Source organism: Limnochorda sp. L945t (assembly GCF_035593305.1).
Lineage (GTDB): Bacteria > Bacillota > Limnochordia > Limnochordales > Geochordaceae > Carboxydichorda > Carboxydichorda subterranea.
The window spans coordinates 1,569,594-1,596,020 of sequence record NZ_CP141615.1 but is presented as its reverse complement, the minus strand read 5'-3'; the positions used below and the strand labels follow the sequence as shown (position 1 = coordinate 1,596,020).

General features: G+C 64.7%; 20 protein-coding genes and 3 pseudogenes. 20 read left to right on the top strand and 3 right to left on the bottom strand.

The features are described from left to right. The first annotated feature begins 40 nt into the window (after positions 1-40). The 13 genes and pseudogenes from U7230_RS07485 to U7230_RS07425 all read left to right on the top strand — a co-directional run bounded on the left by U7230_RS07485 (position 41) and on the right by U7230_RS07425 (position 13,130). Complete coding sequence (locus tag U7230_RS07485; RefSeq protein ID WP_324718096.1) at positions 41-1,399, top strand: UDP-glucose dehydrogenase family protein; 1,359 nt, start codon at positions 41-43, stop codon at positions 1,397-1,399. Positions 1,400-1,422: 23 nt separating this feature from the next. Next, positions 1,423-2,433, top strand: a complete 1,011-nt coding sequence (locus U7230_RS07480; protein ID WP_324718095.1) for an SDR family NAD(P)-dependent oxidoreductase — start codon at positions 1,423-1,425, stop codon at positions 2,431-2,433. Between the two features lie 119 nt (positions 2,434-2,552). Beyond that, on the top strand, positions 2,553-3,884 hold the full coding sequence (locus tag U7230_RS07475; RefSeq protein ID WP_324718094.1) for a sugar transferase: 1,332 nt from the start codon (positions 2,553-2,555) through the stop codon (positions 3,882-3,884). Between the two features lie 1,271 nt (positions 3,885-5,155). Next, positions 5,156-5,509 carry a hypothetical protein gene (locus U7230_RS07470; protein WP_324718093.1) on the top strand — a complete coding sequence of 118 codons (354 nt, stop codon included), beginning with the start codon at positions 5,156-5,158 and terminating at the stop codon, positions 5,507-5,509. A 60-nt stretch (positions 5,510-5,569) separates the two neighbouring features. Further along, positions 5,570-5,935 (top strand): clostripain-related cysteine peptidase, encoded by a 366-nt coding sequence (locus U7230_RS07465; RefSeq protein ID WP_324718092.1) that lies wholly within the window; start codon positions 5,570-5,572, stop codon positions 5,933-5,935. Between the two features lie 461 nt (positions 5,936-6,396). Then, the gene (locus tag U7230_RS07460) at positions 6,397-6,576 is read left to right on the top strand and encodes a hypothetical protein (RefSeq protein ID WP_324718091.1); all 180 of its coding nucleotides are present in this window, start codon (positions 6,397-6,399) and stop codon (positions 6,574-6,576) included. A gap of 1,134 nt (positions 6,577-7,710) precedes the next feature. Then, a pseudogene (locus tag U7230_RS07455) lies at positions 7,711-7,932 on the top strand (IS256 family transposase); the annotation flags it as partial. A gap of 289 nt (positions 7,933-8,221) precedes the next feature. Further along, on the top strand, positions 8,222-9,094 hold the full coding sequence (locus tag U7230_RS07450) for a nucleotidyltransferase (protein ID WP_324718089.1): 873 nt from the start codon (positions 8,222-8,224) through the stop codon (positions 9,092-9,094). Further along, positions 9,091-10,029 (top strand): S-4TM family putative pore-forming effector, encoded by a 939-nt coding sequence (locus U7230_RS07445; RefSeq protein WP_324718088.1) that lies wholly within the window; start codon positions 9,091-9,093, stop codon positions 10,027-10,029. Before U7230_RS07450 ends, U7230_RS07445 begins: the two co-directional genes overlap by 4 nt. Positions 10,030-10,391: 362 nt before the next feature. Continuing rightward, positions 10,392-10,835, top strand: coding sequence for an IS1634 family transposase (locus U7230_RS07440; RefSeq protein WP_449727804.1), 444 nt, complete (start codon positions 10,392-10,394; stop codon positions 10,833-10,835). A gap of 134 nt (positions 10,836-10,969) precedes the next feature. Beyond that, positions 10,970-11,155: a hypothetical protein gene (locus U7230_RS07435; RefSeq protein ID WP_324718086.1), complete on the top strand. Its 186-nt coding sequence runs from the start codon at positions 10,970-10,972 to the stop codon at positions 11,153-11,155. A gap of 170 nt (positions 11,156-11,325) precedes the next feature. After that, entirely contained in the window at positions 11,326-12,774 is a 1,449-nt protein-coding gene (gene istA / locus U7230_RS07430; protein WP_324718085.1) for an IS21 family transposase, read from the top strand. After that, a complete protein-coding gene (locus U7230_RS07425; RefSeq protein WP_324718084.1) occupies positions 12,771-13,130 on the top strand; it encodes an ATP-binding protein in 360 nt (119 codons plus the stop codon). The genes istA and U7230_RS07425 overlap by 4 nt, the downstream gene beginning before the upstream one ends. An 11-nt stretch (positions 13,131-13,141) precedes the next feature. Here the strand turns inward: U7230_RS07425 and U7230_RS07420 are convergent, their stop codons facing one another. Together U7230_RS07420 and U7230_RS07415 are read right to left on the bottom strand one after the other, a co-directional pair. After that, positions 13,142-15,238, bottom strand: a complete 2,097-nt coding sequence (locus U7230_RS07420) for a recombinase family protein (RefSeq protein WP_324718083.1) — start codon at positions 15,236-15,238, stop codon at positions 13,142-13,144. Next, entirely contained in the window at positions 15,210-15,398 is a 189-nt protein-coding gene (locus U7230_RS07415) for a hypothetical protein (RefSeq protein WP_324718082.1), read from the bottom strand. The genes U7230_RS07420 and U7230_RS07415 overlap by 29 nt, the downstream gene beginning before the upstream one ends. Before the next feature lie 135 nt (positions 15,399-15,533). Between U7230_RS07415 and U7230_RS07410 the strand changes: the two genes are divergently transcribed. Next, positions 15,534-16,847: an IS256 family transposase gene (locus tag U7230_RS07410; protein ID WP_324716120.1), complete on the top strand. Its 1,314-nt coding sequence runs from the start codon at positions 15,534-15,536 to the stop codon at positions 16,845-16,847. Between the two features lie 105 nt (positions 16,848-16,952). Here the strand turns inward: U7230_RS07410 and U7230_RS15430 are convergent. Continuing rightward, a pseudogene (locus U7230_RS15430) lies at positions 16,953-17,162 on the bottom strand (DUF5372 family protein); the annotation flags it as partial. Positions 17,163-17,203: 41 nt separating this feature from the next. Here U7230_RS15430 and U7230_RS15425 point away from each other — a divergent pair. From U7230_RS15425 to U7230_RS07385, 6 genes and pseudogenes are all read left to right on the top strand, one after another. Beyond that, positions 17,204-17,700: pseudogene (locus tag U7230_RS15425) on the top strand (ATP-binding protein). Between the two features lie 37 nt (positions 17,701-17,737). Then, positions 17,738-20,107, top strand: a complete 2,370-nt coding sequence (locus U7230_RS07405; RefSeq protein WP_404980591.1) for a sacsin N-terminal ATP-binding-like domain-containing protein — start codon at positions 17,738-17,740, stop codon at positions 20,105-20,107. Positions 20,108-20,252: 145 nt separating this feature from the next. Next, positions 20,253-20,720: a hypothetical protein gene (locus U7230_RS07400; protein ID WP_324718081.1), complete on the top strand. Its 468-nt coding sequence runs from the start codon at positions 20,253-20,255 to the stop codon at positions 20,718-20,720. 607 nt (positions 20,721-21,327) lie between these two features. Continuing rightward, positions 21,328-21,993 carry a hypothetical protein gene (locus tag U7230_RS07395; RefSeq protein WP_324718080.1) on the top strand — a complete coding sequence of 222 codons (666 nt, stop codon included), beginning with the start codon at positions 21,328-21,330 and terminating at the stop codon, positions 21,991-21,993. A gap of 883 nt (positions 21,994-22,876) precedes the next feature. Further along, a complete protein-coding gene (locus U7230_RS07390) occupies positions 22,877-24,910 on the top strand; it encodes an AAA family ATPase (protein WP_324718079.1) in 2,034 nt (677 codons plus the stop codon). 568 nt (positions 24,911-25,478) lie between these two features. Further along, entirely contained in the window at positions 25,479-26,408 is a 930-nt protein-coding gene (locus U7230_RS07385) for a hypothetical protein (protein WP_324718078.1), read from the top strand. Positions 26,409-26,427: the final 19 nt, after the last annotated feature.

Here is a 26,427-nt window from a genome sequence, read left to right as displayed (position 1 = left end):
CCTGGGCTATGCGCCGTGGTATCAAATGGGTGGGTTTACAATGAGGGTGACTATAATCGGAACCGGCTACGTTGGACTGACGACAGGAGTAGCACTTGCGTACGTCGGCCACGAGGTCACGGCCATCGACAAGAAGGAATCGGTCATCGAGTCGCTGCTGGCGGGCAGGCCGCCGCTGCACGAGCCGGGGCTGCCGGAGCTCTTTGCCGAGGTGCGCCGGCGGATGCGCTTCGACGTGGCGCTTGGGCCGGAGACAGCCGGGGCGGACGTGGTCCTAATCTGCGTGGGCACGCCGCCCCAGCAAAACGGCGACGCCGATTTACGCTACGTCGAGGAGGCGGCTCGGGCGCTGGCCGAACAGTTGCCGGAGGACGCCGACACGCTGGTGGTCAACAAGTCGACGGTGCCTGTGGGTTCGGCGCGGCGCGTGGAGGCCATCGTCCGGGAGGGGCTGGCCCGGCGGGGCGTGCGGGCGAAGGTGGCGGTGGCGTCCAACCCGGAGTTCCTGCGGGAAGGCTCGGCCCTATACGACACCTTCTACCCCGACCGGATCGTCGTGGGGGCGGAAGACGGCGGGGCGGTGGAGCGACTGCAGCGGCTGTACCGGCCCATCCTGGAGCAGAGCTTCCCGCCGCCGAAGGGGCTGGCAAGAACGGACGGACAGGGGCTTCCGGTCTTCATCACGATGACGCCGACGAGCGCCGAGCTGTGCAAGTATGCCGCCAACACGTTTTTGGCCATGAAGGTGTCTTTCGCCAACGAAATCGCCGGGATTGCGGAGCGGGTCGGGGCGGACGTCACCGAGGTGATGCGGGCGGTGGGGCTCGACCGGCGGATCGGGGCTCGGTACCTGGGGGCGGGCGCCGGGTGGGGCGGTTCGTGCTTCGGGAAGGACGTACGGGCGCTACTGGCGCTGGGGGAGCAGTACGGCTACGAGATGCCGCTGGCGGCGGGGACGCTGCGGGTGAACGAGCGGCAGCGGCGGGTCGTGGTGGACAAGCTCCAGGCGGCGCTGAAGGTGATCCGGGGCAGCACGGTGGGGCTGTGGGGGCTCACGTTCAAGCCCAATACGGACGACTTGCGGGATGCACCGGCGGTGGATGTGGCGAAGATGCTGGTGGGGATGGGGGCGAGGGTGCGGGCGTACGACCCGGTGGGGATGGAGCGGGCGAGGCGGGAGCACCCGGATCTTGGCGTCGAGTACGCCGCGTCGCCGGTCGAGGCGGCTGAGGCCGCTGATGCGGTGGTCCTCATGACGGAGTGGGATGAGTTCCTGCACGTCGACTGGCAAGCGGTAGCGGCGGTGATGCGGGGGCGGGTGGTGGTCGACGGGCGCAATGCGCTGGATAGGGCCGCGCTCGAGCGGTTGGGCTTCCGGTATTGGGGTATCGGGCGATGAGCGGGGGGCAGGTGGGCGGCCCAGTGGCGCGCCACCGAGGCCGGCGGCGAGTGCTGGTGACAGGCGGGGCGGGGTTCATCGGGAGCCACCTGGTCGATCGACTGGTGGAGCGGGGTGACGAGGTGGCGGTGGTGGACAACTTCGACCCGTTCTACGAACCGGCCGTGAAGCGGGCCAATATCGAGCGGCATGTGGCGAGCGGGGCTATCGTGCTGTTCGAAGCGGATATCCGGAATCGGGCCGCGATGGAGCAGATCTTCTGGGAGGTGCGGCCCGAGATCGTGCTGCACCTAGCGGCCAAGGCGGGGGTGCGGCCCTCGCTCGAAGACCCCCGGGGTTACGCCGACGTGAACGTGATGGGCACGGTCAACCTGCTCGAGCTCGCCCGGGAGCATGGGGTCGGGCGGTTCGTGTTTGGGTCGTCGAGCTCGGTCTACGGGGGCAACGAGAAGGTGCCGTTCGCCGAGGACGACCCCATTCTGCGGCCGGCTTCGCCGTATGGGGCGACCAAGGCGGCGGGGGAGGCGCTGTGCGAGAGCTTTGCGGCAGCGTACGGGCTGCCGGTGGTGGCGCTTCGGTTTTTCACGGTCTATGGGCCGAGGCAGCGGCCGGATCTGGCCATCCACAAGTTCGCACGGCTCATGCTGGCCGGCCGGCCCATTCCCGTCTACGGTGACGGCACGACGGAGCGGGACTACACCTACATCGACGACATCATCACCGGCATCGAGCGGGCGATGCAGTGGGAGGGGCTCACCCAATACCGGGACGCTAACGGCAACCAGGTACCTTACCGGGTGTTCAACCTGGGAAGCGATCGGCCTGTACGGCTCGGAGCTCTTATCACTCTCCTGGCCAGGACACTCGGGTGTGAGCCTGTCGTCGAGTACCTCCCCGAACAGCCTGGTGATATGCGCCGCACGTGGGCGGACTTGAGCCGGTCGAGAACGGAGCTCGGCTATTCGCCAAGCGTGCCGATAGAGGAAGGCCTCCATCGTTTCGCGGACTGGCTAAGAGCGGAGGACGGTTCATAGTCGCGGCGACACAAGTGGGCCCTACGTTGCGGACCGGCTCTTCTGAAGGATCGGCGTGGATTCGCAAGCATTTTCCCATCGCGTGTGGGGCAATGCCACAGCAGGAGGTACGGCGCTCTATGGGACGCTTACAGAGGTCCGGTAAGCTGAATGGAGAACCCAAGGGATGGCTCGGTACCCTCCTCAGCTCCTGGCATGCCGACCTTCTCGGAAGCCTGGTGCTCGGGGGTGTGAGCTACTTTCTCGCCCTCTGGATCCGATGGGGCGGGCACGTACCGTCCCACCTGTGGCAGCCAGTCGGATACGCCGCGTCAGCCGGGCTTCTGGGCTTGGTCATAGGCGGTAGCCTGGTGGATCTATGGGGCCGACACCGTTCGTGGGCAGCCGTCTCGTACTCAGCTTTCCTAGCATCGAGCTTTTCCATCCTCTTCGCCATGGCTTCGGTCTACGCACTCCGCGTGGTAGCCATCCCGCGGCTCACCTTTGCCTTGGCGGTTGGTCTCCTGTGGGGATGCCTCGTTCTTTGGCAGTGGATACTCCTTCGGATAAAGGCAGCATGGTCCGCAGACGCGGTGAGCACCTCAATGGACATACGCGAGCAGGGGCTTGGCGATCACGTTACGGAACTTACCCACCTGTTGTCAGGTGATAAACCGCTTAACGGCAACGTCGTCGTACTTCCTGGCGCCCGAGAGTTACTCCTAGCCTCCAGCCGGTTCTACGAAGACGGGGATCACCTACTTCTTGAGATCCGCCCTCGCGCCTGCCAGTGGCCGGCCCCGGCTCTGAAGCGGATGATTGACGTGCTCCTCAGCTCTTTTGGACTCGTACTTACATCTCCCGTGTGGATCCTTGCAGCACTGGCCGTCAGGCTGGACACACCGGGCCCAGTTCTGTTCCAACAAGCGAGAGTCGGACAAGGTGGACGTATCTTTGAGATTCTCAAGTTCAGGACCATGGTCGACCACGCGGAGGACGACACTGGACCTGTGCTGGCGTCGCGAGATGACCCCCGTGTGACGCGCGTAGGGAGATGGCTGCGGACTTTTCGCATCGATGAGCTTCCCCAGTTACTTAACGTTCTCCGGGGCGACATGAGTTTGATCGGCCCTCGCCCCGAGCGTCCGGAGTTCGTGAAGCACTACCGGGAAGAGATCGAGGGCTATGACCTGCGCCACCTGGTCAAGCCGGGGATCACAGGACTTGCGCAAATACGGGGGCGTTATGATACCGCGGCTGAGGACAAGCTCCGGTTCGATCTGGCCTACATCTTCTTGTGGTCACCGTTGCTCGACCTGAAGATCATCCTGCAAACCATCGAGGTCATGCTGACGCCGGAGCGGGCGAGGGGCGTGACACGAAAAACACCCTCGGCACCGGCGGCAAGAACGGCGAACTCTGTCCCCTCCGGAGTCCCAAATGCACAGGGGTCGACGGGGTTGGAGGTATAGGGGTCATGGGCGTACTCCCGGCAGACGGCAAAGCGATCCGGAGCCGACGGACCGGTCGAAGGCGTTTTCATCGTTGGGCACTCGACGCGCGGTGGTGGCTCTATCATTAGCTGTTACCTCGTCTCGACGGATACGAGCGCTGCGTGCTGTGTGACCGCAAGACGCCCGTGAAGCTGGCCGTTCCCATAGATGACCGCGTGGGCTACTATGTCGAGGGTACGGGGCAGCTTTGTCGGGAGTGCTTCGAGCCCGTTTCGAGCGACGACGCGCAGATTGGACGAAGCTGACGAGGGGTGGGGGAGAGGCTGTCAGGCACAGTGGGATCGGGGGAAGGAGCGTAAGTTTCATGGCGGGCACCTTTCGCATGGGTGAGCAAGCCCGCCGAGCGATCGGGAGCCGGCTGGTCTTGCAACGCATCCGGAGGCGCCAACGAGCCTTGCGGCGCGATTGGTACCGGCTCTCGAGGGCGGAAGTGGGCAGGGAATTGGTGGCCATCGGACGGGAGCTTGTAGAAGCCGCGCCGTGGTTCTTGCCCCGCGCCTTCGACTCCGGAGGCAAAACGGCCAGCCCTGACCACGGCAAAGCCCTTTCTCGACATGGGCACTGCCACGGCCCAGCGGCGCAGACCGATCTGCATCCCGTAGTGGACCCCTCAGAGCTGCGAGAGGCCCAACCTCGGAGAGGGGAGAAGCCAGAGGTCTGCAGCTCGGAGAACGAGGGGCGGGAAGCGCTGATAAGCGTCGGCGAGTGCCTCCTCGATGAACTGGAACGGCTGTTGAAGGAGCTGTGGGATGGCGCACCGGAGGTCCAGGCGTCGCCGTGGGAGGCCAACAGGCGGTGGGCGGCGGGTGACACGGGGTTGCGGCATGCATGCACGCGCCGCTCCGCGCTGCGGCGGCGGTGGCAGGACGGGCGCTGGCAAAAGCCGCAGCGGCCCGGGAGTTCGACGGGGTGGCCAGCGCGGATCGTCAGGTTACGGACAGGTGCGGCACGCCAGGTTCTGAGCCAGGGGCGAACCAAGCTGGCGGCGGGCAGGCGGGCGGTACACAGGAGGCCCGAGCGGGGTGCAGCAAGCCGCCTCAACCATCCTCTGGGCGGTCGAACGGGTTTCCGGGTGGGGGCGCTGGAGGAACCCGGACGTGCACATCCCCATCCGCATCGTGGGGCGGGGCGGTGGCGGCGCCGGTCGGGGCGGGCGGCGGGCGGAGCGGCCGTCGGCGCTATCGACGCAGCAACGGGCGCGTAGGTCTTGACGCAGAGGGAGGCCACACATGGGCGAGGTGATCCGGCTCAATGGAGAGCGGGCGGCGGCGGTGAGGCGCAAGCGGGCGCTGGAGGCCATCGGGCAGCGTCTGGACAACCTGCAGAACGGCAAAGGCCGGCGGGAGGCCGGGGGGCGGGCGGGCGCCGCCGACGTGGCAGGTGAACTCCTCGCTATCGGCCGCCAGTTGGTGGCGCTCATCGGCCAGGAGCAGCAGGCAGCGGAGGCCGCGGCCCGCACCGCCTTCTGGGCGGGTCTGGTCTGCAGCCTGGAGGACGTAGTCGACGAACTCGCGGCCGTGGCCGCCGAGCTCCAGCTCCACCCCGCCCCGGAGTGCGTCCCGACGAACGGACACGCACCATAGCCGCCTTCTACCGTGTGGCACACAGAAGGTATCGACGCCGAACGGAACCAGAGGTTCCACGTGACAAGAGCCGGGCTCGTACTCGTCGCCGGCGACCCGGGACGGCGCCCGCCGAGCGACCCTGTCACGCTGGCGGAGTTCATGACACGGTCCGCGAAAAACGACCCTGCCAGGCGGCACGGCCTCATCCTGTGGAACCACGGGGCGGGCTCGGTCGTGGGGTTTGGGGCCGACGAGGGCTACGGCGGCCAGTCCCTTTCGGTGACGGGGATCCGGCAGGCTCTGGAGATCCGGCGGGACCTGGAACGGGCCCACGAGCGCGCCGGTGCGACGCTTGAACTCATCGGGTTGAACGGCTCTCTCATGAGCACGACTGAGGTCGCGTACGCCGTCAGCCCGTTCGCCCGCTGCATGGTCGCCTCGTAGGAGGTTGAACCCGGCAGCGGCTGCGCTGGGAGTACGCTTCGAGCCTCGGGGCGCTGGTCGCCAGGCCCTCCATGACGGGGGCGGAGCTCGGGCGCATCATTGTCGACGCCTGCGCCCGGCACTCCCGAGGGAACAGCGAGGATGCCGCCGGCATCATGACGCCGTCGGTGGCCGACCTCGGGGGGAGGGTGGGGCGGCCGGTCGAGGCGCTGGACGGGTTCGTCGAGGTGGCGGGGGCGCGGGACGCCGGATGCGTCGGGGCTCAGCGTGTGGCTCCCGTTTCGGGACAAGGAGAACGTGCAGGAGAACCTCGCCAGCTATCACGAGGAGACGCCGTTGGTGGAGGCGTACCACGAGTTCGTGGAGACATACGCCCGGTACCTCTTCGCACCGAGCCGGCCGGTGAGGCTGGTGCCGGCCGGTTCATCGGCGCGTGGCCGGGCGAGGTCGGGGGCAGCGGGGTGGCCGAGGAGAGCTGGGTGTACTGCGACGAGTTCGTGGTCGGTGACGGCGGCATCGAGCTTGGATGGGAACCGGCTCCCCGTGGCGAGTACCTGTTCGTCTTCGTCCTCGCCGATGTGCATCAGTTGGCGACGTGCCCGGAGTTCGTAGCGGTGGAGTACTTCGGCGCCGGCGAGTGAGTCCGCCGACGGGGCCCCGAAAGGCGGGCCGGGCGTGGCTCGGATAGACGGCGGTCGTGCCGCGATACACGGCTGTCGTCCCGCATGGGACGCCGGGCGAGGACCGCATTGCGGGGGTGCCGGCGGGAAGAAGGTGATGGCGACGCGGTCGGGGTGGCAGATGGTGGGCCCGGTACGGGTTGGGGCCGCCGTGCTGTGGGTTGGGCCGGCCTTGGGTAGGGCGACGCCCAGCGTATAGCCGGCGCGGGAGTGCGGTAACGTCGGCATGGTCGCCGGCGGCGAGAGGCGGAGCGGTCGGAGGCAGGCGGTGGGTGGTGTACAGGGCGATGAACGCGGCGGCGTGCCGCACCGCCTGGGGGGTAGGGCGGGATGCGGACGGCCCTGGACGCCGGGCTGACGAGGAATTCGCAACCGGTTGTCGAAAACATACTGCCGAAAGCTTCTCTTGTCGAGAGCAGGCCGTGGCGGTGGCGTTATCCGAAGGTGGTGAGGTGATCGGGTACCGGTTGCTAAGAGCGCGGGTCCCATCCGCGCAAGGGCGGTGTGGAAGGGCCGTCGCAGCTTGCTCGGAAGAGTCGGCCCGGCCGCATGCCGAACGCATTGCGCGCGCCCGCCAGGAGGGGTCCGACGAGCTCAAGGATTTGCTGGCCGGGGCGATTGAGCGCGTGACCATGATGTTCCCGCAGACCGGCCACTTTCTGATGGAGTTCCTGCAGAACGGCGACGACGCCAGGTCGAGGTCGGTCCTGGTGGAGCTCACTCCCGACGCCGTTCGGATCGCCAACAATGGCACACCGTCCTCCGAAGCGGACGTGGAAAGCATCTGCCGGGTCGGGCGGTCGGGCAAGAAAGCGAGCGACTACATTGCATACCTCGGCATCGCAGTATGGCCGGGCGCTGTACCGGGAGCCGGCGCGATAGCCGGAGGGTGCCATCCGGAGCGGTCCATGGCTTTCGGCCCGCTGGTGCTCACGGAGGACGGCTCGCTGGTGCCGGCGTCAGGGGCCTACTGGGCGGAGCAGGGGCCGCCGGTGCTGCACGGACGGCGGCGGGTGCACCCCGGGCTGTTCGCGGATCCGGAGTGCGCAGGGTTCCTGGAGTTTCTGGGGTGCCGGGTGTTGACGGCGCAGCAGCCCGGGCGCGGCCGCGAGCCTGCGGGAGGGGCTGGAGGAGACGTTGACGCTGCACCGTCTGGGCATCCCGGGCCATTTACGCACCAGCCTCAGCTCCACCCACCTGGTGGAGTCGGCGCTGTTGATCTTGGAGGCCAAGGCCCGCCGGGTGAAGCGCTGGCGGTCCGGCCAGCAGGCGGAGCGGTGGGTGGGCATGGCGCTGCTCCATGCCGAAAGCCGCTTTCCGTAGGAGGCGTTGCGACAAGCGCTGGGCCTTGGGGAAGCCAAGGCGCAGCCCGCCCTCGCTGCGCGGTGAAAAACGACGTGCGGGAGCGCCATTCAAATTCCACGACACGTGGGACATGCTGGGATAGCGGGGCGACTGGCAACTCTTGCCTAGAAGTACCGCGAAGATGACCGAACCGTTAGGCACTTTGGGGTCGACGGCGATGCCGGGCGTATGGAAGGGAAGGTGTGGTCTTTTACAGTGTTCGTCGCGCTCGGGAACCATTTAGCCAAAGGGGTGACTGGCTGTGCCCAAGACCGTCGAAGAGGGCTTTAGGGAATTGCTTGGAAAGCTAACTCCATCAGCGACCGAGACTGAAGCTGCTGCACGGCATCGCAGGTCGATTAAGTCGTGCCTAGAACGGGCGTTTGGGATCACGCACTTCTTCCGAACTGGCTCGTTTGGTAACGGCACGAGCATTTCTCGTTATAGTGATGTTGACTATTTTGCCGTCATTCCTTCCGAAAGACTCAAGGACAACTCGGCTGCGAGCCTAGCAGAGGTTAGAAACGCGTTGGATGCTTGTTTTCCGCGAACAGGTGTGCGTGTTAACTGCCCAGCAGTCAAGGTGCCCTTCGGAACTCAGGAAGAAGAAACGACCGAAGTGGTTCCAGCGCGGTTCGTGGGAACTTCCGGAGTATATAGAGTTTACGAGATACCAGACTGCGATGGGGGATGGACCAGGTCCAGTCCTGAGGCCCATCATGGATATGTAACTTCGGTCGACGACAAGTTAGGGTACAAGGTCAAGCCCCTTGTACGGTTCATCAAGGCGTGGAAGTATTTCAACGACGTGCCGATCTCCTCGTTTTACCTCGAGTTACGCGTTACGAAGTATGCGGATGGTGAGACCTCGATCGTCTATCCGTTCGACGTAAGAGGGTTTCTTGCCTTCTTAGATCAGGTGGATCTCGCGAAGATGCAGGACCCCCAAGGGATTTCTGGCTATATACGAGCCTGCTCAACTGAGGCCAAGTTGGAGGAGGCTAGGTCCAAGCTGAAAACGGCCCTGAGCCGAGCCAATAAGGCGGTGAGCGCTCAAACGGGTGGCGATACGGAAGAGGCATACTACTGGTGGAACATGGTGTTCAACCGTCAATTCCCGAGATATGAGGCATGAACAACGATATCCCTAATATCCAAGCCTCTCCTTGGCAATTAAGGTGCCTTGCAGCCCAAAGGGAACTCTACGGAGAAGCGAAGCTAGTGCTGACTCTGCGAGCAGCTCTGGTGATAGCAGGGTCGTTATACGCGATCGCCACTCCGGAGCTCAGCAGTTACGCCGTCGGAGGTTTCATATTGCTCTCACTCCTTGATCGGTTTATCTTCGCCAGGTGGCAAGAGGCATTGGCCGTCGAAGCAGCCACAATCGAGGAAATGTTCGACTGCGAGGTACTGCGTATGCTGTGGAACGAAGTGAAGGTGGGTCGCAAAGTGGACCCCGAGGTTATTACGAGGCACGCAGCACGGTACGAGCGGAGATACCGAGATCCCTCCTACGAGAAGCTTGTACCGTGGTACCCGACCTCCGTAAGGGTTGTACCTCTGCACATCGCAAGACTCATGTGCCAGCGGGCGAACTGTCGTTGGGATTCTGAGCAGAGGCGACGTTACGCCAATTATATCCTTGGAATATTGTTTGCGGGAGGCGTTGTCGTGCTCCTTGTGAGCATCGCACGCAAGTTGACAGTGGAACAGTTAATTCTTCATGTTGTAGCGCCATTGCTGCCAGCGTTGATGCTTGGCGGGGAGCAGTACTTGGCTCACAAGGGAGCAGCGGAGCGAATAGGTCGGCTCAAGACGCAGGCCGACCACCTATGGGAGGAGGCCCTCCGCGGAGCAGCATCCTCAGAACTTGAGTCCAAGTCCCGCATGCTACAAGACGAGATCTTTGAACATCGAAAGGGAAGCCCTCCGGTGTTCGACGCGATTTATCGCAGGTTTCGTAGTGGCTTGCAGGAGGAGATGGAGCAAGCAGTGGAAGCCATGATAGCGGATTGGAAGCAATCACAAACAAAGGAGTCTGAGAATGCGGAGTTGGGCAGGTCCAGTTAACCCTGACTGCCGTTGTACACCCATGATCCCCTGTCAAGGGCTTTCCTCAAGCAGCGGCCTTCAGTTGGGCTCCTTTCCGAGCCTGCTTGATCGCATAAGGGCTGCGGTCAAGGATTTGATCGACCCGTTCGCCCAGCCACCTGAGCACATAGGCCGTGGCATGGGGGGCTGCGTGGCTATCGAGCAGGGAAAGCTTGGCAGTATAGAATTCGGGACGGATGCCGGTAAACACCCGCCCCGTCCGTCATATGGCCGAGGCGATCCGAGCCAGCTTGGCGGCCAGGGCCACCACCGCCACCTGATGGCCCTTCTTCGCCCGCAGCCGCTCGTAAACCGCGCGCAGGGCCGGCGGGCGTCTCGTCATCGACGAGGGGAAAGTCCGCCGGGAAGCCTCCCTCGATGGGAAGTTCCTGATTAGCAGCTCCGACGACGTTTTGCCCGCCGAAGACGTGGTGTACGGCTACAAGCAGCTCTGGCAGGTGGAGCGGGTGCACCGGGACCTGAAGCACACGGTGGACGACCGGCCCATGTACCACCGCCTGGACGACCGCATCCGGTCCCACGTGCTATTGTGCTGGCTGGCCCTGCTCATGATCCGGGTGGCCGAAAACGAGACGGGCCAGACCTGGCGCCAGATGTGGGACCTCGTCGCCCCCATCGACGTGGGTCGCCACGTCACCGCCCACGGCGAGGTCTGGCAGGTCCGCCCTCTCACGGAGGAGCAGAAGGCGCTGTTGCGGGCCTTGCAAGTCGAGCGGCCGCCCCACTACCGGAAGATTGTGACGCACACCCGAAAAACGGCGTAGATACAACCGCTTTGTCCACCTCAACCCTTTCGGATCCCGTCATGTCGCCCTTTGTGCGTTTGAAGTGTCACTACAGGGTGTACAACGCCAGCCGGAGCACGGGCCGCATCCGCGGAAGGGGGTGTAGAAGCGCCGTGGCGGATGGCTTGGAAGAGGCGGCCCGACGGCACATCGAGCGCCTTGCACGCGCCAGGCAGGAAGGGTCCGATGATCTGAAGGATGCGCTGGCGGGGGCGATCGAGCGCGTGACCATGATGTTTCCTCAGACCGGGCACTTCCTGATGGAGTTCCTGCAGAACGCCTGTCCGTGGCCACGTTAAAATCGGCATAAGTGGCCACGAAAAACCGGCATGAATGGCCACAAAAAAGCCGCACATCCGGCCAGGTAGGGGAAATGCCCGCTCCCCCGTATCGGCTCCGCTGGGGCACCACCCAGACGGATCCGGCGAAGGAGCGAGCAAACCTGGTTGGACAGGAGTTGGTGATCCCGTTGCGGCACTTGCGTGACGAAGGGTTCAAGAAGGTTCAGGTGGCCGAACGCCTCGGCATCCACCGGGACAGCGTGGCCAAGTACTGGCAAGGTCCCGCGCTCCCCGCGGAGCCTCCCCGCTACCGCCAGCGGGCCCGCAAGATCGACCGCTACGCCGAGTATATCACGGCCCGGCTGGCCCGTTGGCCCGAGCTGACGGCGGAACGGCTCTACCAAGAGATCCGCCAGCAGGGCTATACGGGGTCCCGCCGTACGGTGCGCCGGTTCGTGGCTGCGATCCGGCCGCACCCAGTCCGGGAGTACAAGCCCATCGAGACGCTGCCCGGCGAGCAGGCCCAGGTGGACTGGGGCCACTTCGGAACCCTCGTGGTCGAGGGGGCTCGGGTGCGGCTGTACGCCTTCATCCTGACGCTGGCGTGGTCGCGGGTGATCGACGTGGAGTTCATCACGTCGCTGTCCATGGCCACGCTGGCGGGGTGTTTGCACCGGGCCTTCCAGTACATCGGCGGGGTGCCTCGCACCCTGCTCTTCGATAACGCGAAGACCGTGGTGGCGGAACGGGTCGGCGGGGTCGTCCGCTACCAGCGGGAACTCTTGCAGCTGGCGGCCCTGTACGGCTTTGCGCCGAGGGCCTGCTGGGGCCACGACCCCGAGTCGAAGGGCAAAGTCGAGTCCATGGTCAAGTACGTGCGCCGGGGCTTTTTCTACGGCCGGGAGTTCACGGATCTGGCCGACCTCAACCGCCAGGTCCGGGCCTGGATGGACGAGGTGGCCAACGCCCGCGTACACGCCACGACCGGAGCGGTGCCGTGGGATCGGCTGGCGCAGGAGGCGCCCCACCTCAAGCCGCTGGAGGTGAGCGCCCCGCAGGGCATCCTGGAGCAGCGGAAAGCCACCCGCACCAACCTCATCTCCATCGAGGGAAACCGGTACTCGGTGCCGGCCCGCTTTGCCCGCCGGCCCGTGAGCTACCGGCGATTCGAGGACCACATCGAGATCCTGGAGGACGGCCAGGTGGTCGACCGGATCGATCTCGTCCCCGGACGGGGTCGCGTCATGATTCGGGACGACCATGACCCGCAGCACCAAACCCGTCGTCAACCGGCCCATCCCCTTCAGGCCCGCTTTGAGGCCTTGGCCCCCAGTGCCCGCACGTACCTGGAGGGTCTCAGCCGCTCCTGGAGCGGGCATTTGCGGGAGCAGATGGAGCGCATCGTGACGCTGGCCGAAAGCTGCCCCTCCGACGTGCTGGAGCAGGCCATGCAGCGGGCCATTCACTTCGAGGCGTACGGCTACGGCATCCTCAAGCGCCTGGTCGAGCGGCTGCAGAAGACGCCCGCGAGCCTGCCGCAGCCGGCCAAGCCAGCGGCCCAGGGCCACGTCGTCCTGCCTTATCGGGTCGAGGTGGAGCGCCGGGACTTGACCTATTACCAGGAGGTGGCCCGATGATTCGCACCATCGCGCCCGCCGACCGGGCCCGCCTCGAGCAGGGCCTCAAGCGCTTGAAGCTGCGCCGCATCCGGGAGATGCTGGACGCGGTCAGCGAGCTGGCGTTGCAGGAAGAGCCCTCGTACCTCGACTTCCTGGGCTACCTGGTCGACGCCGAGGTCGAGGCCCGAGAGGCCACCCAGCGGGACAAGCGCCTGAAGGCGGCCCGCTTTCCCATGCTGCGCACGCTGGACAGCTTCGACTTCTCCTTCCAGACGTCGGTGAGCGCCCAGACCATCCGGGACCTGGCCACGCTGCAGTTCGTGGAGGCGCATGAGTCGCTCGTCCTTCTCGGACCCCCCGATCCCGCGACATAATGCCCACCTCGCTATTTCCGCGTCAAATCAAGGGTCTGCTGGGTCGGATGCTCAGGTAGCGGAGCTCGCCTCCGCTTTCGGATGGCCTGGATCGCCTCCTTCACCTCGGCGCGTTGCAACTCGTCCCGTCGGATCAGCCAGGGTGCGTACGACACCACCTGCTGGCCTTTCAAGGCGCCGCTGGCCAGCAAGCGGCGCACGGACATGGGGCTGACGCCCAGCGCCTGGGCCGCCTGCGTCAGCGTTACCCATCCCTCGCGGTGCTTGGGATCGAAGCACGGGATGCCATGGCTGTCCCGCAAGGACGTCACCCGGGCCTGGGTCCAGGTATTGCCGTGCCCTGTTCGGTGGCCGAGGAGGTTGAGGACGCGCGCGATCTGCCGGTCGGGTATCACCCACGCCAGTTGCCGTACCAGTTCGACGACATGCTGATCGGTTCGGTACCGATGCTGCCCGGTTCGGGGTTTGCGCACCTCCAGTTCACTGTGGGCCCCTCCGGCCCAGTGAACGACGAGGCGGACCACACTGCGCTGCGCGTCCACGTCGGCCACGATTTCCTCGACGAGGGTCCGGACAATCCGCTTCTTCAACCGCGCATCGCAGCGAGGATCGGCCCATACCCGCGGGAGGTCCTGAGCCAGCGAAGCCAGCTTCTCGGCGATCCCGTTGTCCGCAGTCTTCCCTTCCTCGTATCGGGCCACCTCGACTTGGCGGCGTAACGCATCGACCCTGGCCAGTGCCTCGTTCCATCGCCGCTCCAGCTCGGCAGCGACGAGGCGGTTTTCCGGCTCCACGGCGTCGTACTGCCGCTGCACCCGCTGCGCCTCGTACTCAGCCTGCTGCAACGCCAGCTCCAGCGCCTGGCGGCGGGCCTTCCGGGCTGCTTCCTGGTGAGCCTCTGCCCGTACGGCCGCCTCCAGAGCAGCCGGCTCGAGGACCCGAAGGATCGCCTGCTCCATGCCCCGATCGACCGCGAGGCCGCCGAACGAGATGCACCAATCCGTACCATGGTTGATAGCAGCACCCCGGCAGTGGTAGCGCGGCACGTTGCCACGCGTACCGGAGTAGGTGACCTGCAGCTTGCGCCCGCAGCGCCCGCAACGCAACAACCCCGCCAGGAGGCTCGACCCCTCCCGGGCGGGGCCTCGGACGCGGGCTCCATAACGGGCGGCGTTTTGTTCGATCATGGCCTGGTTCCGCTCAAACGCCTCCCAGGAGATGTACCCCTCATGATGGTCCCGAATGAGCACCGCCCACTCTTCAGCCCGTAACCGCCGGCTGCGCTGTCTCACGGCGTCCCCTTGGACTACTTGAGTGTGGGTCGCCGTGCGGCCGAACGCATACGCCCCTGCGTACGTGGGGTTGGTCAGGATGTGGTGCAGCGTGTGATAGATCGGCAACACCCACTCGGTGATCCATCCCTCCGGGCCGAAGCGTTTCCTTGGGAGCGGCAGCCCCTCCTGCCGGAACCACAACAAGACCTGGCGGATGCTCCCGTACTCCTGGAACTTCGTAAAGACCAGCGCGATGGCGTGCTGGACCCGCCGGTCCGGGTCCTTTTCGCACCGATTGTCTGCCGTCCGCACGTAGCCAACGGGGACCGTGGTGAGAAGCTCCCCCCGCTCGGCCATGGCCTGCAAGGCCGCCAACGCCCGCTGCCGAAAGAGGGCGAGCTCAAACTCGCTCATGGTGCCCTTCAACCCGAGCAGCAGGCGGTCGTTGAGAAGCCGGGGGTCATAGACCCCGTCCAGGTCGACCAGGAGGGTTCCGGTGAGCCCGCACAGATCCACGAGGTGGTACCAGTCCCGGTTGTTACGGGCCAGCCGTGACGCTTCCAGGCTGAAGACCGCACCCACCTCCCGCAAACAGACCGCGGCCACCAACCTTTGGAAACCGGGACGCCCTGCTGCGGTGGTACCGGAGCGGCCGAGGTCCTCGTCGATCACCTCCACGTCCCTAAACCCCATAGCCCGAGCCCGCTCGGCCAGCTCGTACTGGCGGCGTTGGCTTTCGCGGTGGAAGCGTACCTGCTCCAGGGTGGACTGGCGGACGTAGACCACCGCGCGCCGGGCGAGGTGCTCAGGGGTCAGCTTGGACGGGGCCGTCATGGGAGCTCACCTCCTCGAGGCCCGGAGCCGGGCAAAGCGGGAAGGCCACCAGAAGCTCTGCGACCAGTTCGACCACGCGTTCCCGCACCGGAGGAGGAAGTTGATCCCATACCCGATGGTCCTCGAACGGGAGAGGCTGTTGCCGAGCGGGGCCCGACATCTGTCGATCCTCCTTGCCGGGCGCCACCTTCCGACGCGAGATTGTCCCGAGGTTTGTGGAAAATGAAGTGGCGGCTCCGGGGCCCCTGTGGTAGAAGAGGGGCTGGCAAAACCCAGCGGATGGGAGGAGCCGCCGATGCCAGCATATCACGTGGTCAGCCCGAATGGGAAGGTTCAGAAGGTCGACCGCCGGAAGGCTCGAAAGGTACCGTTTTTGCCCGAAAGCATCCAGCTTCCCCTGCGCCGGCTGGGGGAGCAGGTGAAGGGGGGCCTGACGGCGCTGGTGCTGCAGCTGGCTGTTGCGGCCCTCGGGGAGATGATGGAAGCCGAGCTGGCCGAGCGGGTCGGACCCAAGGGGCGGCATCGCCGGGAGCGTCCCGCCTACCGCCATGGCCAGGCAAAGGGCTGGGTGGTGGTGCTGGGCCGCAAGGTGAGCGTCCAGCGTCCTCGGGCCCGCTCCAAAGACCGCCAGGAGGTGGTGCTCGACACCTACCTGTGGGCCCAGCAGGAGGACAGCCTGACCGAAGCGGTGGTGGCCCGGCTGCTCCACGGGGTGTCGACCCGGGGCTATCGGGAGACGCTGGACGGGACCGACGCGCTCCCGGGTAAGGGGGTCTCCCGAAGCCGGATCAGTGCCCGCTTCACCCAGACCATGGGTCGGCTGCTGGAGGAGCGCCTGACCCAGCGGCTCGATCAGGGGTCCATCGTCGCCTTGGTCGTCGATGGGGTGCGGGTGGGCGACTCCTCGGTGGTGGTGGCCTTGGGCATCGATGCCGACGGGCGCAAGCGGCTGTTGGGCTTGCGGGAAGGGGCGACGGAAAACGAAGCGGTGGTCAAGGGACTGCTGCAAGACCTGGTTGAGCGGGGTCTGTCCTCCGATCAGGGGCTGTTGGTGGTGATGGACGGGGCCAAGGCCTTGCGGGCCGCCGTCCGAGCCGTCTTCGGAAAGCAGGCCCTCGTCCAGCGGTGTCAGGTCCATAAGAAGGCGAACGTGCTGGACCACCTGCCGGAGTCGGCGAAGGCCTGGGTGGCCCGCAAGCTGGACCAGGCCTACGGGGAGCCGGACTACAGCGTCGCCAGGGAGGCCCTGGAGCGCCTGGCCGACCGGCTCGAGGTGGAGCACCCGGGGGCAGCGGACAGCCTGCGGGAGGGGTTGGACGAAACCCTGACGCTGCACCGGCTGGGCATCCCGGGCCTGCTGCGGCTGTCGCTGGCCTCCACCAACACGGTGGAGTCGGCGCTGTCGGTGGTGCGCGCCAAGGCGGGGCGGGTGAAGCGCTGGCGTTCTGGTCAGCACGCCGAGCGGTGGGTGGGGATAGGGCTTCTGGCGGCTGAATCCCGCTTTCGGCGGATTCGCGGCTACCGCCTGATCCCCATGCTTCAGGCCGCTCTGCGCCGAGCCATCGGAGCCGAAGTGGCCATGAGCGAGCCTGTACTCGCTACCGGTTGAAAAAAGGATCCCGGAGGCGCTATTCAAATTCCACATAACCTGGGACAACGTCTCCGACGCGGCAACACAGACTTCCTGCCACCACCGAAGCGACGTCAACAACGTGTGCAGCCGCTGGAGCGCCTCCAGCGAACAGACCGGGTGGTCGACTCGACGGAAAGCCGCACATCGTGCCGGGTCGGTCATCCACTCGGGAAGCAAGCAGGTGGTCCCGTCGGGAAGGCGCACGCCGACGTGACGCCTCTCCCCTCGGCCCCGCTCCTGCACGACTTCCAGAGTCCGTCCGTGCAGCGGATGCCACGGGTAGTGGATCACCACCGTCTTGGTGGAGTGAGCAGTATAACGCTGTCTTGCCGGTGGTCGGCAAGAGCCACCTGGCGATCGGCCTGGGCATCGAGGCGGTCAACCGCGGCTACCGGGTGCTCTTCCTAACGGTGCAGGACCTGGTCCAGGAGCTTTATGCGACGCTGGCCGACGGCAGCACGGCCCAGAAGCTGAAGGCCATCCTGGCCCACGATCTCATCATCCTGGACGAGTTGGGCTATCTGAAGATGGACGCCACCGCCTCGGACTACCTGTTTCAACTGGTGGCCAAAGCGTACGAGCGGCGCTCGCTCATCGTGACCAGCAACCTGGAGTTCCAGGAGTGGGGAGCGCTGTTCGACAGCCGGCCACCGCGGCGGCGGTGCTCGACCGGCTGTTGCATCACGCCCACGTCATCACCCTCAAGGGCGAGAGCTATCGGATGCGCAGCCGGCTGGTGCCGCCCCAACCCAGCAACATACGGGAAGAGGCGCCGGCGGCCCCCGCCCTACGGGCGGGGGGCAGAGGGGAGGGAGGGACCCCCGCGTAGATCCCGCTACCTACCTGGCCACGATTGCGGAATTTTCGTGGCCAAAAGTGCGGTTTTTCAAGTGGCCATTGACAACGCCGACGACGCCGGGTCGAAGTCGGTGCTGGTGGAACTGGCTCGCGATGCCGTTCGCATCGCCAACGACGGCGCACCGTTTTCCGAAGCGGACGTGGAAAGCATCTGCCGGGTCGGGCGGTCGGGCAAGAAAGCGACCGACTACATCGGGTATCTCGGCGTCGGGTGCAAGTCGGTGTTCCTGTTCTGCGACAGCCCTCGCATCGTGTCGGGGTGCTATCGGTTTGCCTTCGACCGCCAGTACTGGCCGCAGCCGGAGAAGGTTCCCTGGCAAATCACGCCCGTCTGGCTGGAGCGGGCGCCGGAGTGGACGAAGGAGCTCTCCTCGTACACCACGTTTTTCGAGCTTCCTTTCCGGGAGGGGAATCGGGCCGACGTTGCGGCGCGCCTCGCAGAAGAAATGAAACCGGACAGCCTGTCGGGCCGGGTGCTTCTCTTTTTGCGGCACGTGGAGGAACTTGTCCTGCAAGACCGCTTGAGGGGCGCTCGGCGGGTGGTTCGGAGACGGCGGGCAGAGCCTGGAGAAGCCGGGCCCGGCCTCTACGAGCAATATGAGATCCAGGAGGAGCGCGACGGGGATGCGAGCCGGGAACGGTGGGTGGTCTTTCGTGCCACGGTGCGGGTGCCGGAGGCGGTGCGCTCCGATCCGGAGACCCGGCAGTGGGAGCGTCACGAGGTCAGCGCCCGGGAGATTGCGGTGGCGTTCGCGCTGGACGAGACGGGCCAGCTCCGGCCCGTGCACGGAACGGCTCACACGGGGGTCTTTTCGTTTCTTCCGCTCAAGGAGGTGCCCAGCGGGCTTTCGTTCCTGGTGCACGGGGACTTCCTGACCGGCCCCGGTCGGGAGAGCCTGCGGCGCGATGCGCGGTGGAACCGCTGGATGGCGGGCGAGCTTTTCCGCTTCATTGCCGAGCGGGTGGCGCCGGCGCTGCTGGAGCACCAGCGGTGGCGGTACGCTGCGGCGGCGATGCTGTACCCGGGGGCGGGCGGGCCGCACGTGATCAACGACGAACTTCTCAGGCCCCTCAGGCGGTACGTGGAGGAGCGGCCGCTGCTGGTTTCAGCCGATGGTTCCTTGGTAACGGCGGCGCAGGCCATGCGCATCCCCAACTGGGATGCGGGGTGGCTGCAGGTGCTGGGGGTGGAGAGGCTCGAGGCGGCATTTCCCGGCAAGCGGGCGCTTCACCGGCTCACGCTGCTGCCGCCCGTACCCGTCATGGAAGGGCCCTTCGTCAACAGCCGCAACTGGCCGTGGGCGATGGAGCAGCTCGTGGAGGCACGGGCCAAGGAGCAGGACGTGGAGTTGTTCCGGGCGCTGTACCGGGAGCTGGGGCGGTACTCGGAGGGTACCATCCGGAGCGCCCCGTGGTTTTCGGCCCGCCTGGTGCTCACGGAGGACGGGTCGCTGGTGTCGGCGTCGGCGGCCTACTGGGCTGAGCACGGGCCGCCGGCACTGCGCGGCCGGCGGCGGGTGCACCCCGGCCTTTGGGCCGACCCGGAGTGCGCCGGATTTCTGGAGTTTCTGGGGTGCCGGGTGCTGACGGCGCAGCAGGTGCGGGAGTGGCAGCTCGGGGACTCCCTGGACCAGGTGGCCCAGGCGTGGGCGACCATGCCGGAGTCGGAGCGAGTGGAGTGGACGGGGCGGTTGTTCCGGCTGTGGCGCGAGGGCGTGCTGGATGGGGGGCGGCTGGGGTTCCTGACGGTGAGGTGCCGGGACGGCCGCTGGCGATCGCCGCGGGAGGTGTTCTTCGGCGAGGCGTATGCGCCGGAACACCGGCTGGAGGCGCTGGCGGCCCGGGGGCTGCTGCGGGTGGAGCCGGAGGCGATGCCGCTGCTGTCGGAGGCGTACCTGGCGGCGGGGGGCGGCGGGGAGGTGTCCGAGTGGCGGCGGTTCTTCCAGGCCCTGGGGGTGAACCGGCGGCTGGAGGATGAGCGGCTGCGGGAGGCGTTCGCCGAACGGGTCGCGGAGGCGGTGCTGGTGCGCTACGAGCGTAGCCGGGGGCGGCAGCCGGAGCGGGTGCCCCGTTCGCAGGAGCGGGGGTACGACTTCGAGTCGGGCGGGCGGCGCATCGAGCTCAAGGGGCGCTCCCGGCCTGACCCGCCCATCGACCTGACCCGAACCCAGTATCAGGCGCTGTCCGACGAGGCCCACTACGTGTACGTCGTGGCCGACGCCCTGAGCCACCCCGTCCTGTACGTGCTGCGCGGGCCGAAACTGCTCGGGTTGCTGCCCGAACCGACCTTCCGGTACGCCGAGTGGCGGGGGCTGGTGGAAGACCGCTACGTCTCGCTGGAGGAAGAGGGGGACGCAGGCCATGCCGAGTCGAGCTGAACTCGAGGAGGCGGTGCGGAGCTGCGCTTCGGGGCAGCGCCCGTCGGTAGTGGAAGCGCTGTATATGCTGAGCCTTTGCGCAGACGAGCGGATTGCGAAGGCGAACCTGCGTCTGCGGTATCCGCCGGTCGAAGCGGCGGAGAGCTTGAAGGAGGCCGTCGAGGTTCTCGGGCGCATCGGGGCGTTGGATGCACAAAATGCCGTCGTCTGGGACAAGACCACCGATACTCAGGAACCCTGCCGGGACGTGGTGAAGTGGGCCTGCGAGGCGCATTTGGCGGGGCTTCAGGAAGCTGTGGAGGCCAGATGCGCCGACTTGAGCCGGCCGGGCCGGCAACTGGCGTTTCTGCTGCTTCGGGAAGGGAGCGTGCGAAAGGGGGAGGTATACGACGGAGGCGGCTTTGCCGTGGCTCACCGGATTCTCTTCTCGGAGGACCTCCTGCCGGAGGCCTTCGAGGAACTGATCTCGGTGGGGCTTCTCTACAAGGCCTTCGAGGGGAAGGAAACGACGTACGTCGTTCCGGGTTTTGCCCGCCGCGCATGGGAGTATAGGTTAGAACAACTCGCGCGGCTTCCTCGCCTCCACCTGGACTGGCCCGGCGGGGGCGGGTGAAGCCGGGGCGATGGTGGCGTCGGGCCGTCCTGGCTCAAAGCGCGGCCGTGTCGCTGGCATGAGAGGCTATCGGTCGCGGCAGAAGCGGAGTTCAGCGGTGGTGGCAGGCAACTCTGTGCTTAGTGCCCGAAACGAACAGCAACGCTGGTGGTGGCGCGCGGCGAGGGCTCGCCGGGACGGCTCGTGGCACAGTGGGGCGAAGGCGCGGTGCCCCAGAAGGACGCGGAGACCCTACGGCCAGGATCACGCTAGGGCGCATTTGGAAGCAGTCGAGAGCCTTTGTCAGGCCGTGGCGGGAGTTCGCGCTGAAGCGGGGCAGACCTCGGCCGACCTGTCCTCAGTACCTAAAAGGACAGCCGCGGCGGAGCCGGTCGTGGTCATTGAGCGGGAACTCCTCGCGGAGGCTCTTTAGTTTTCTCCGAGTGTTATCGATTGACGGTATGAGACCGGTTACCAAGATGAGTCTGTTCGATCACCTTCCCACATATCCGGTCCGGCATGGGGAGTCGGTAGCTAGCTGCAGCGTTCTGGCGAGGAGGTTCGGCTGAGTCGGTCTCTACCGGTCGGATGCGAAGAGGCGAACATCACTTGGGAGGAGAGAGGTTGTATGCGCTTCCAGGAGAGACTGGCTCAGTCCCAGAGATTACAACAACTGGCAGCGGAGTTGTTCTGGCACGTTGTAGATGAAAGGCAGGAGCGCTTCAGCATCCTGTCGCTGCTTCGAGAGGATGCACTCTCTGAGCTGGACCCCTCAATCAGGCAGCGCGATGTCCATACGGAGACGATAGATTTCATGCGCTATATCCCGGACTCCTTTGTCTTTGACCGCGCTAAACCGGAGTTGTCCTTTCTACTCGAGCACAAGGTTAGCACCGTACCTATTCGGAGCCCGGCCGAGGTACGGGCGGTGGGGACTTATCTCGGCGCGCCGTTGCTTTCTGGTCACGACATCGGAGACTGGGAAGAGGCGGCTTATGACAACTACGCGCGACTGACCCGAATCGGGATCCGAGTAGTGGTCATGTACTACTGCGCGTATCATCCGAGGCACCTGCTGGCGGACTTCGTGCAGCGGATTGACAGGGCGTACAGAAGGACACCGATCACCGAGGGCGGCCCCGGTAGTGGCACTAACATAGTGAACTTCGACGTGCGGAAGATGAGGACTCTGGCGGAATTCGCTGAGACCGAACTTGACCTGAATCCTGATAAGGTCGGTAGCGCGTTCGGCGCTCTAGTTTCCAGGCTCAGACAAGAGCTCCCTGCACGGTAGAGGTAGATATGGGCTGAACACATGCAACAGTAGAGAGTTCTCGGGTGGCACAGGGGCGGAAAAAACCCCTAGAAAGCTGCAGGGGTCCAGCGAGAGGCGGCCCAACGAGTCAGTGCCGGCCCCGATGCTGCACGGGGTGACGGGCCAAGACTATGCAGCCACGCTCAAATAGGTGGGCAAGGTCATGGGCTTAGGTGCGTTCGAGGCAGCGCTTCATCCAGCAGACGGGGGCGAACCTGGGCGGTCCTAAGGTATGGACACGGAGAGGCATCAGAACGTCTTGGAACGTTGGGGGGCGCCACGGGACGCAGGCGGTCTACCGAAGTGTACCCGAGGACGCGATGGAAAGGGGTTTGCGCGTCGAGAAAAACATCGCCAACCTAGTGACGAGGACAAGCCCTGCCTGCAGCGTCCTATCCTGACGCCCAACCCATGTCACGGGCGAAGACCGGGCTTAACTGTTGCAGACATCGTGCAAACCACGGGTTGACTCGCTGGCTAGATTGTGGTCTCAGCGTCCCCGAACTTCGCCTGGGGAGGGCCCTACACGGCCAACAGTACCGGAAAGGAGGACAAGCGGAACCCGCGTTAGGCAGAGCATCGCGCGGGTTCGGACACAATGATTGAGAAGATCGTTCACATTAGAAGTGTAGGGCGATTCCAAAACTACGAAGCGTATGGAGACGTGCAATTCCGCAAGCTCACTTTGATCCATGGTAGTAACGCTAGTGGCAAGAGCACTTTGGCTGCGATTCTCCGTTCTCTTCAACGAAATGCTCCTAGGTATATCGAAGAAAGACGGAGGTTAGGTAGTAGCCTACCACCGCTGGTTCGGATTCGAATATCTGGGAACACTGTCAGCTATGACAATGGTCGATGGTCAGTGGATGGCGTTCCTCTCGAAATCTTTGACGAAACATTTGTCGCGGAGAATGTTTACTCTGGCCAGGCAGTGGAGCCGGAACATCGGCTGAATCTGCATCGCTTTGCCGTAGGGGATCAGGCCGTCATTGTGGCAAGGCAACTGGATGAGCTTTCTAAGGAGATTACCGCTAAGAACACAGAGTTGAGGCAGCTTCGCGAAGCGATCCAGCGTTACATAGACGGAGACATGAACGTTGACGAGTTCGTGAACCTTCAACCCGTGGAACAGGTCGATCAGCAGATAGCAAGTCTACAGCAACTGTTGGAGTCGTTGCGAGGCATCCAACAGGTATTGAATGCCTCTTCTTTTCGCCGCATTGTCCTGCCGACTCTTGACCTTAACGAGCTGTCTGTTACGCTTGCGACAACACTTACAGGTATTTCGGCAGAGGCTGAGCGGGAGGTAAAGGAACACATAAGGCGGTGCATGGACCACAGAGGTGAAAGCTGGATTGCCCAAGGGATGGACTACATTCGAGAGAACTGCTGCCCGTTTTGCGGGCAAGACTTGGAAGGAGTCAGTCTCATTGAAGCGTATAAGGCCTACTTTGCCACAGCCTACTCCAACTTCAAAAGGCAAGTGGCAGCCGCGGGGGAAACGGTCGGTAACGTCCTTGCTGAGCCACAACTCTCCGGCCTTCGAAGTACCGTACTTGAGAACGAGAGGATTTCGCACTTCTGGCGCCAACATGTGAAAGTTGATCTGCCGCAGTTCGATTCGGAATGGGCCACCCGCATCCTTGCTGATCTCCGAGAATACGTGCAGGACTTGATTAGGCGAAAGTCGCAAGCACCGGTGGAAGTAGTGACTCTGGGGTCGGACGAGATGTCACCGCTCAAGGAGTACAGGGCGCTGGTGGACCAGGTGAGGCTTTACAATGAGGCGGTCGATAGGGCCAACGAGGCGATACTTGAGAAAAGGCGGGAGCTACGGGCCACCTCGTCGACGGACGTGGAGCACAGGTTGAATCTTCTCCGCAATGCTCGGACGCGGTTTAGCCAAGACGTTCGCGAACTATGCGAAGCGTATAACAAGCTCCTCGAAGAAAAGAACGAACTAGAACACGACAAGAACAAAACCCGTCAGATGCTTGAAGAACTCAGTGCCCGCTTGCTTAGAGATTATGGTGATGCCATAAACCGAGTGCTGGCTAGATTCGGTGCGTCGTTTCGGCTTGCAGAAGTAAGAGAGACTCATTATGGAGGAACGGCGCGGCTTGACTATGAACTTGACATCAATGGTTACCGTGTGGGATTGGAGGATACCGGTCGGAGGTCACCTCGTCCTTGCTTCCGCAGCACGCTGAGTAGTGGAGACCGGACGGCACTGGCCTTCGCCTTTTTCTTGGCCCGGATGGACGGCGATCCATCTGTAGCAGACAGGATCATCGTACTGGACGATCCTCTGTCAAGCTTGGATGATGGTCGGCAGACACAAACAGTCCAAGAGGTTGTAAGAATCGCCGAGAGGTGTCGCCAGCTAGTGCTACTGTCCCATGATCGCTATTTTCTGGCTCAGGTTTGGAAAGCAGCTAGACGACGGTCGTGCGATGTACGTGCGCTGCGCTTGCCAAGACACGGAGACGGTACGACTATCGCCCCGTGGGACATCGCGAGCGAATCTCAACGGCCACCGCTCCGGGAGTTCTTCGTCTTGAAGGATTATCTAGATGGGGAAGAGGGGGTTGACCTGAACTCGGTCGCCTCATGTATTCGACCATTGCTTGAGAATAGCCTCCGATTTCGGTTCCCGGATGAGTTTACCATGGATGATACGCTTGGGGAAATGATTAGGAAGATCCGCAACGCGCGGGAGCCGTCGCCTTTAGTACGACTTCAACCCAGGATAGGGGAGTTGGAGGATATCGACGCATACGCCTGCCGGTTCCACCACGGATCGGCCGGCATGAACGTCCAGACGACCGATGCAGAGCTTCGTTCATTCGCAACGCGGGCGCTTGAGTTCCACCGAGCTGTAGATATAGCGGAGTGACGGCAAAGCAAAGCGCTCTACCGCAGTCTGCAGGTGAGACTCGAGAGGCGGTACCGAAGGCCTCCCAGTGAAAGTGCTCAAGGGCCAGTAACCGCCGGTCATCGTCGCCTGAAGCTCCAACAACTATGGGCCGGACCAGGTTCCCGAGAAGCTCGTCCGCCTTGGGTAGCGAACACACGTGTCGTAGGCTGATTGGCAGGGAGACCCAGAGTTCGGCACAGGCAGGCGGGGAGCCGAGCGATGTTAAGGGTGCTGCACCTCGCTGCCCTTCACCTGGGCCGGGCGCCGGCCTACATGGAGGAGCGACGCCGATCCGAACGCCGGCGTGGCTGGGACGATTTGCTGCGACGGGCCGTGGAGTTTGTCCTCCGCCCCGCCAAACGTATCGGCATGGTCGTAATCGTGGGGGACCTGTTCGAGTCCCACCGTCCGGACAGAGTCCTGGTAGGCTCGGTACTGAAGCGGCAGTCGTTTTCGGATTGCCCGGTTCCAGTGACCCGACTGCCTTCGGCCAGGCCCGCTTCCGCCACTGGGGGCATGGCATGGGGTGGACGAGAGGACCCGGTATATGAGCAGCAGGCTAGGGGTCGAGCACCTCGCGTCGTACCGGCGGTGCGTCGAACGCATCCGTTCGTCGTGGCGTGCCTTCCTGGAAGCCCGAGCTTTGAGGCTGGAGGAGGCTCGGCGGCACCGGGCGGCGGAGAAGGTGGCCGAGAACATCGTCGAGGACCTCTTCACGAAAGTGCTGGACTGGTCCCTGGCCGACCTCAACCATCAGGTCGAGGGAGCGGACATCCTGCTCACGAAGCACGGCATCAAGTACTTGCTCATCGAAACAAAGCGGCCCAGTGCCCTGGCGTGGCACCGGAGGGCCGTCGAGAAGGCTCTCGACCAGGCGCGGCAGTATGCCGCCGACCAGAGGGTGCGGTGCATTGCCGTCAGCGACGGCTTCATGCTGTACGCTGCGGACCTTGTGGCGGGCGGGCTGAGGGATCGCGCGTTCGTCTCCCTGGCCCAGCAGGAACCGCCCCTCGACCTGTGGTGGCTGAGTGTCCACGGGATCTACCGCGAGCGTCCCGACACCCAAGGGGCCGAACTGCACCTGCTTCCACCCTCGCCCGTCGAGCGCGAGGAGCGGGAAGAGGGGGTTGAGGAGGCGGCGCTGCTTCACCCCAAGTACGGCCTGCCTGCCCGGTGCTTTGCCTACGTGGGCCACGCCGCCTGCCCTGCCACCTGGAAGCTCCCCTACCGCCTCGCCGATGGAAGCGTCGATGAGAAACGCCTACCCAAGGCCATCCAGGCCATCCTCAGCAACTACCGCGGAGCGAAGGTCTCCGGGATTCCCGAAGCGGATACGCCCATGGTGCTGCTCCGGCTCGCCCGGGCGGCCGCCAGCCTGGGGCGCATGCCGTTTCAGACGGCCAGCCCGGCGACCGTCTACCGGCAGTTGCAGGACGCTCTTGAGCAACTGGGCATCCTCGACAAGGTCGTGGGGTAGCCCGTGCATACACGGGGGG